8 protein-coding genes and 1 pseudogene are annotated in these 7,212 nt (G+C 67.2%); 4 read left to right on the top strand and 5 right to left on the bottom strand.

Annotated features, from left to right (window positions below; translation table 11 throughout):
* Together G6016_RS06980 and pntB are read left to right on the top strand one after the other, a co-directional pair.
* The coding region (locus G6016_RS06980) for a proton-translocating transhydrogenase family protein (RefSeq protein ID WP_182631948.1) at window positions 1-359 on the top strand (359 nt) is incomplete at its 5' end.
* A 3-nt stretch (window positions 360-362) separates the two neighbouring features.
* Entirely contained in the window at window positions 363-1,784 is a 1,422-nt protein-coding gene (gene pntB / locus G6016_RS06975; protein ID WP_182631947.1) for a Re/Si-specific NAD(P)(+) transhydrogenase subunit beta, read from the top strand.
* Between the two features lie 101 nt (window positions 1,785-1,885).
* Here the strand turns inward: pntB and G6016_RS06970 are convergent, their stop codons facing one another.
* On the bottom strand, window positions 1,886-2,422 hold the full coding sequence (locus tag G6016_RS06970) for a DUF4442 domain-containing protein (protein WP_206682293.1): 537 nt from the start codon (window positions 2,420-2,422) through the stop codon (window positions 1,886-1,888).
* Window positions 2,423-2,527: 105 nt separating this feature from the next.
* Here G6016_RS06970 and G6016_RS06965 point away from each other — a divergent pair, with 105 nt between their 5' ends.
* Window positions 2,528-3,154, top strand: coding sequence for a TetR/AcrR family transcriptional regulator (locus tag G6016_RS06965; protein ID WP_206682292.1), 627 nt, complete (start codon window positions 2,528-2,530; stop codon window positions 3,152-3,154).
* 23 nt (window positions 3,155-3,177) lie between these two features.
* Here G6016_RS06965 and G6016_RS17190 read toward each other — a convergent pair.
* The 3 genes and pseudogenes from G6016_RS17190 to G6016_RS06955 all read right to left on the bottom strand — a co-directional run.
* Window positions 3,178-3,321: pseudogene (locus tag G6016_RS17190) on the bottom strand (trehalase-like domain-containing protein); the annotation flags it as partial.
* A 6-nt stretch (window positions 3,322-3,327) separates the two neighbouring features.
* Window positions 3,328-3,933, bottom strand: a complete 606-nt coding sequence (locus G6016_RS06960; RefSeq protein ID WP_338403545.1) for an SDR family oxidoreductase — start codon at window positions 3,931-3,933, stop codon at window positions 3,328-3,330.
* A 188-nt stretch (window positions 3,934-4,121) separates the two neighbouring features.
* Entirely contained in the window at window positions 4,122-4,484 is a 363-nt protein-coding gene (locus G6016_RS06955) for a MerR family transcriptional regulator (RefSeq protein ID WP_182631946.1), read from the bottom strand.
* 147 nt (window positions 4,485-4,631) lie between these two features.
* Between G6016_RS06955 and G6016_RS06950 the strand changes: the two genes are divergently transcribed.
* Complete coding sequence (locus tag G6016_RS06950) at window positions 4,632-5,060, top strand: Hsp20/alpha crystallin family protein (RefSeq protein WP_182631945.1); 429 nt, start codon at window positions 4,632-4,634, stop codon at window positions 5,058-5,060.
* Between the two features lie 778 nt (window positions 5,061-5,838).
* On the opposite strand, the gene G6016_RS06945 is transcribed toward G6016_RS06950, so the two are convergent.
* Window positions 5,839-7,128 (bottom strand): acyl-CoA dehydrogenase family protein, encoded by a 1,290-nt coding sequence (locus G6016_RS06945; protein WP_182631944.1) that lies wholly within the window; start codon window positions 7,126-7,128, stop codon window positions 5,839-5,841.
* Window positions 7,129-7,212: the final 84 nt, after the last annotated feature.

Here is a 7,212-nt window from a genome sequence, read left to right as displayed (position 1 = left end):
AGAAGAAGATGTCGACCGGCGCCAAGATGGGCCTGATCGGCCTGGGCATGGCGCTGCTGCTGGTGCTCATCGCGATCGCCCCGGGACAGCTGCCGCAGCACATCACGGTGTTCGTGCTGGCCCTGGTGATCGGTTACTACGTGATCGGCAACGTGCACCACGCGCTGCACACTCCGCTGATGTCGGTGACCAATGCGATCTCCGGCGTGATCGTGGTCGGCGCGATCCTGCAGATCGGGGTCACTACCACGGCGAGCCTCGTCCTCGCCGGAATCGCGATCCTCGTCGCGTCCATCAACGTCTTCGGCGGTTTCGCCGTGACCCGTCGCATGCTCGGCATGTTCTCGAAGGGAGCCTGAGCCATGTCCGTCGAGAACGCCGCCAATGCGGCCTATCTGATCGCAGCCCTGCTGTTCATCCTGTCGCTGGCAGGGCTGTCCAAGCACGAGACCGCCCCCCGCGGTCTGACCTTCGGCATCGCCGGAATGACCCTGGCCCTGGTCGCCACCATCGCCCTGGCACTGTCGGGAGAGCCCGCCACCGTCGGCATCGTGATGCTGGTCGTGGCCATGCTGATCGGCGCCGGCGTCGGTCTGGCACGTGCCCGCAGCGTCCAGATGACCGAGATGCCCGAGCTCATCGCCCTGCTGCACTCGTTCGTGGGACTGGCCGCCGTGCTGGTCGGCTGGAACGGCTACCTCGCCCCGGAGCTGCACGAGGAGCTCGAGGGCGCCCTGCTGGGTATCCACTACGCCGAGGTGTTCATCGGCGTGTTCATCGGTGCGGTGACCTTCACCGGCTCGATCGTGGCCTACCTCAAGCTGTCTGCCAAGATGAAGTCCGCGCCGCTGGTCCTGCCGGGCAAGAACCTCATCAACGCCGGCATCATCGTGGCGTTCGTGGTGCTGACCGTCTGGTTCGTCATCAGCCCGAACCTGTGGATGCTCATCGTCGTCACCGTCCTGGCCCTCGCGCTGGGCTGGCACCTGGTGGCCTCGATCGGTGGCGGCGACATGCCCGTCGTCGTCTCGATGCTCAACTCGTACTCCGGCTTCGCCGCCGCGGCCACCGGCTTCCTGCTCGGCAACGACCTGCTCATCGTCACCGGTGCGCTGGTCGGCTCCTCGGGTGCGTACCTGTCGTACATCATGTGCAAGGCCATGAACCGCTCGTTCATCTCCGTCATCATGGGCGGCTTCGGCATCGAGGCCTCCTCCGGTGAGGGCAAGGACCACGGCGAGCACACCGAGATCGACGTGGCCGGTGCCGCCGAGATGCTGGCCGGCGCCAACTCGGTCATCATCGCCCCGGGTTACGGCATGGCCGTCGCCCAGGCGCAGTACCCGGTCGCCGACCTCACCCGCACGCTGCGGGACCGCGGCGTGGACGTGCGCTTCGCCGTCCACCCGGTCGCCGGCCGCCTGCCCGGCCACATGAACGTGCTGCTGGCCGAGGCCAAGGTGCCGTACGACATCGTGCTCGAGCTGGATGAGATCAACGACGACTTCGCCGACACCGACGTCGTGCTGGTCATCGGCGCCAACGACACGGTCAACCCGGACGCCGCCGAGGACCCGGGCAGCCCGATCGCCGGCATGCCCGTGCTCCACGTGTGGGAAGCGTCCAACGTGATCGTGTTCAAGCGCTCCATGGCCGCCGGGTACGCCGGCGTCCAGAACCCGCTGTTCTTCCGCGACAACTCGGACATGCTGTTCGGTGACGCCAAGGACAAGGTCAGCGAGATCCTCTCCGCCGTCCGCGAGCAGCAGGGCGCCAACGCCTGAGCCTGATCCGACGGGCCGGATAGGCCATGCGACCGGCACCGGTCGCCACAGAAAAAAGGGGCGGCCCCGCATCATGCGGGGCCGCCCCTTTCGTGTGCCGGTCAGGCCGTGCGCGCGGCCGAGGTCGCGGCGCCGGAATCGGACACGGGAACAGTCGTCTCTCTTTTCCGTCGCACGTAAATCTGCTTACGGACCCGGGCGACGACCTCGTCGTCGTCGTCCCGTAGTTCCGTGTGGAACCACCGCAACACCTTGTCGCCACCCGCGGCGGCCTCGCGGATCTCGGAAACCTGCTCCTCGCTGACGGTGAACTCGGCGTGCACGGCGGTGCGGCCGGGGGAGACGAAGTCGATCTCGCCGGCGATGTCCCACACGACGTAGTCCGAGCCCAGGCGCCGCATGAGCAGGAACATCCAGAACGGGTCGGACATCGAGAACAGCGACCCGCCGAATGCCGTCCCCACGTAGTTGGTGTTCCACGGCCGGCGGTTCAGGCGCACGCGCGCCTGCGAGAAGTCCGGCGCGATGTGCTCCACGCGGATGCCGGCGGCGAGATAGGGCGGCCAGACGCTCATCCCGAGCTGCATCCCCCGAGCCGATGACAGGGCCCGCTTGATGGGGCCGACCTGCTGTGACATCCCTGCTCCGTTCCGTGGTTCCCGCCCAGGCCCCGTGCCGGATGCCGGGGACGGTCGCCACTGACAAGTTCTATGGCCTAGAGCATAATACGTAGGATGTGCGGCATGTCCACTGCGGAGAAGTCCTCGCCGGTAACCGATCGTCGGAGGCGCGGGTCGACGCGCGAGAAGATGGTGCGCACCGCGGCGGTCCTGTTGCGCGAGCACGGGGTCGCCGGGACCACGATCGACCGGGTCCTGGCCGTCAGTGGCGCGCCCCGCGGGTCGGTGTACCACCACTTTCCCGGCGGACGCGCGCAGCTGCTGTCGGAGGCGGTCGAGTTCGCGACGGACTCGATCATCGAGCTCGCCGGGGCAGCGGGGGAGGGCGATCCGGCTGTCGCGCTGGACGCGTTCGTCGCGCTCTGGCGCGAGCAGTTGGTCGCCAGCGACTACCGCGCGGGATGTCCGGTGCTCGCCGTGGTGGTGGACTCCGATCCGGCATTGCCCGAGCTGACCGAGCAGGCGGGGGAGGCGTTTGGGCGGTGGCAGTCGGTGTTGGCGCGGATGTTGGGGGAGAGAGGGATGGCCGCGACGTCGGCGGATCGCCTCGCCCTGCAGTCGCTGTGCATTCTCGAAGGGGCGGTGGCCGTGTCTCGGGCGCGTCGGGGGATCAGCCCGCTCGATGAGGCCGCGCAGGCCATCCGGACGCTGTACGAGGCCGAAGTGAATCGCGCCGGAGTCATCTCCTGACCGGAGCGGCGAGTTTCACGTGCGTCGGCGCCGCCGAGTAGGGCGGAGAACACGGACGGGGAGTCGAAACGGGGCAGACACAGCCAGTCGATGCTGCCGTCGCGGGAGACGAGCGCGGCGGTGTTCAGGTCCGACAGCAGCGCGTACTGCTCGAGCGGAGTGGACACCGGCTGCTAGAAGATCGGCTTGCCGCCGGTCACACCGAGCACGGTGCCGGAGACGTAGCTGGCGTCGGAGGGCGAGGCGAGGAACACGTAGGCGCCCGCGCACTCGCCGGGCTGGCCGGCCCGACCCAGCGGGGTGTCGCCGCCGAACTTCTCGAGCTTCTCGCCGTCCTGGGTGGCCGGCTGCAGCGGCGTCCAGATGGGCCCGGGCGCCACCGCGTTGACGCGGATGCCCCGCTCGCCCAGCTCGTTGGCGAGGTTCACGGTGAGGTTGTTCAGGGCGGCCTTGGTGGAGGCGTAGTCCAGCAGCGGCGGGGCCGGCTGATAGGCCTGGATGGACGTGGTGTTGATGATCGAGGAGCCCTCGCCGAGGAACTCCAGGGCCTCCTGGCTGGCCCAGAAGGTGGCGTAGAGGTTGGTCTTCATGACCCGGTCGAGATTCTCGGTATCCAGCGTCTCGAGGCCGGCGCCGCGCGCGTGCTGGTAGCCGGCATTGTTGACCAGCACGTCCAGCCCGCCGAGTTGCGCGGCGGCGTCGCGGACCATCTTCCGGCACTCCTGCTCGTCCCGGACGTCGGCGGGCAGAAGAACTGCCTTGCGACCGGCCTTCTCCACCCACGCCGCAGGTGGATGTCGTCCGGCGCTAGCACTTGCTCGGCGTCACCGCAGAGCCGGCAGGCGATCCGCGCGGTTGTCTGAGCTTCTCGCCCGAGGCGGCCATATGTGGTCTTGTGGACTTTCGACCTCGCTCGCGTCACTCCCGCACGCGGTACGAGCCCTTGGCGGTCACGTGCCAGAGGGTGTCAGTGGTGTGGGTCTGGGGTGCGTTGTTGCCGCAGGGTGGCGTTTTCTGTGGCCAGTCGGTCGCGGTCGTCTTCAGCGTTGATGGCCCGGGTGTGCAGCTGGGCGTGGTCGTCCTGCAGTTGCAGGATCTTTTTCACCCCGGCCAGGTTGACCCCTTCATCCACCAAGTCGGTAACTCGTCGTAGGCGATCGAGATCATCCTCGCTGTAGCGCCGTGTCCCGCCGTCGGTGCGGGCGGGGTCGATCAGACCTTTGCGTTCATACATCCGTAGTGCCTGCGGCCTGACCCCGGACAACTCCGCCGCGACAGAGATGCCGTACACCCCACGGCTGGGGTGCGGTGTAGTCGAATCCTTGTCCATAAATCTCCGTCCACGATGCCTCTTGCGCCAATTGCGACCCTTATGCTACAACAAACCTGCACCCAGAGAGGTAGATAATTGGATCAGTGAGGTAAAGGTGCAGGGTCGGCAAGGCCAACGCTGATTCTGGAGCAAGGAGGCTTTTCGATGTTGATGCGTACGGATCCGTTTCGGGAGCTTGATCGGCTGACTCAGCAGGTGATGGGGACCGCATCACGGCCCGCGGTCATGCCCATGGACGCCTGGCGTGAGGACGACAGGTTTGTTGTTGAGTTCGATCTTCCCGGCGCCAACGCCGACTCGATCGATCTGGACGTCGAACGCAATGTGCTGACCGTCCATGCCCAGCGTCCCGAGCGGGAGAGCTCGACCGAGATGGCGGTGGCCGAGCGTCCACGAGGAGTGTTCAGTCGCCAATTGTTCCTCGGTGACAGCCTGGACACCGACAAGATCAACGCGCAGTACCGCGACGGTGTCTTGAGGCTCGAGATCCCGGTTGCCGAGCGCGCGAAGCCTCGCAAGATCGCCATCTCCACCGCCCAGGACGCCTCGGAGCCGAAAGCGATCAAATCCTGACATCCGGGGGCCCTATCTAACAGGCCGGTGAGGAGGTGAAAGCAGCGATGACGGCCCCGACTACACGTTCCCGCCCAGTCTGGTTGGCTGCAAGCGATGATCGGCTCGCACTGGAACAGATGTGGCTGGCCACAGTCATCGAGGACATCTACGCCGACATTCTGGACCCGCCGGCGAAAGCGCCGGGATCGGTCGGCACCTACTGCGCAGCGACCGCCCCCCGGCCCAGCGAGACCGGTCGGCGCCCGCGCGCGAGCTCGACACCCGCTCAGCCGCGACGCCCGCTGTATCACCAGCGATCGCCTCCGACATCGTGGACGAGCTCATGTCTGCCGCCATCCCCCGGAAGCGGATCAGATGGCGGCGGACATGAGTGACCGGTGCGGCATCGCTGGGTGCTGCGGCCACAGAGCCGGGCGCAGTGTGGCCGGCCATTGACACTGACGACGACCTGCGAGACGGCTGGCACCGAATACGCACCGCCTTCGGCTGACCGCCGAACCCTTGCCCCCACGACCCGAAGGACCCGGAACCCGCACACCCGGCGCGACAGTCGGGCACCAAACGTGCCCGGCTGCCAAAATCAGCGCAGAATCGCTCAACGTCAGCGTTCAGCAACTCCACTCACCACGCCATGAAAGACCGAGGCTAGAGCAGTCTTAGGGATTCCACCGTGTGAGTTACAGTGCGGCCGCGGGGCTGTCGGCAACTGGGCAGGGCATTCTCGCGGGCTCGCCGCCGGTCGCAGGAAGGGTGCGCATGGCGGAAGTCGACGGTCTCACCGTGCCAGCAGCCCCTTGGCGATGTGGGTCACCTGGATCTCGTTGCTGCCGGCGTAGATCATGAGTGATTTGGCGTCGCGGGCGAGCTGCTCGACCCGGTACTCGGCCATGTACCCGTTGCCGCCGAACAGTTGGACGGCGTCCATCGCCACATCGGTGGCCGCCTCGGACGAGTACAGCTTCATGGCGGAGGCCTCCGCCAGCGACAGCGGTTTGCCGGCCCGCGCGCGCTCGATCGAGTGGAAGACCATGTTCTGCACGTTGATCCGCGCGATTTCCATCTTGGCGAGCTTGAGCTGGATGAGCTGGAATTTCCCGATCTCCTGGCCCCACAGCGTCCGCTCACGCGCGTAGTCGATGCACAGCCGGCGGCACTCCTCGATGATCCCGAGCGCCATGATCGCCACGCCCGTCCGCTCGGCGGTGAAGCTCGACCGCGCCGACTCGCGCCCGTCCCCGCCGCGGCCCTCCTCCGACTCGCCGAGCAGCCGGTCGCGGCCCAGGCGGACGTCGTTGAAGAACAGCTCTCCGGTGGGGGAGCTGTGCAGTCCCATTTTGGCGAAAGGCGCACTCTGGGTCAGCCCTTCCATGCCCTTGTCCAGTACGAAGGTGAGGACCTTGCGATTGCGCTTGTCCTCAGCAGACGTGCCTCCGGACGAACCGCCCGCGGCGCCCTCGTCGAGCTTGGCGTAGACGATCATCACGTCCGCGTACGGGCCGTTGGTGATGAACGTCTTCTGGCCGTTGAGGATGTAGTCCTCGCCGTCGCGCCGCACGTAGGTCCGCATCCCGCCGAACGCGTCCGAGCCCGAGTCCGGCTCGGTGATGGCCCACGAGGCCACCTTCTCCATGGTCACGATCCCCGGCAGCCACCGTTCCTTCTGCGCCAGCGTGCCGCGGGACATGATCGTGGTGGCCCCCAGTCCGAGACTCACCCCGAGCGCCGACACCAGGCCCATGCACACCCCGGCCAGCTCGCTGGTCACCACGGCCATCATCGAATCCTGGCCCTCGAAGGCACCGCCGCGGCTCCCGGTGTCGGAAGCGCCGGCGGCGTTGTCGTCGTCGTTCTCACCGGAGGCCTTCGCCCGCTCTCGGGCCAGCAGCTTCTCCACGCCGTCGCGGGCCATGGCGTCGATCCCGAACTCCGCGAACAGCTTCCGGATCACCGGGTACGGCGGCAGCTCCCCGCTCTCCAGCGCGTCCAGGTTGGGGCGGATCTCCTTGTCGATGAAGGCGCGCACGGCGTCGCGGATCATCAGGTCGGTCTCGGACCACTCGTACATCGGCGTCTCGTCTCCTCGGTGCCATCCCCCGGCGGGGCATTCTGTAACGCGTTCCAGCTCAGTCTGGCCCGCACAGGCCGCGGG

Source organism: Dietzia aerolata, assembly GCF_014144865.1.
GTDB classification, from domain to species: domain Bacteria; phylum Actinomycetota; class Actinomycetes; order Mycobacteriales; family Mycobacteriaceae; genus Dietzia; species Dietzia aerolata.
The sequence above is the reverse complement of the archived record's forward strand: the minus strand, read 5'-3'. Positions and strand labels throughout refer to the sequence as shown.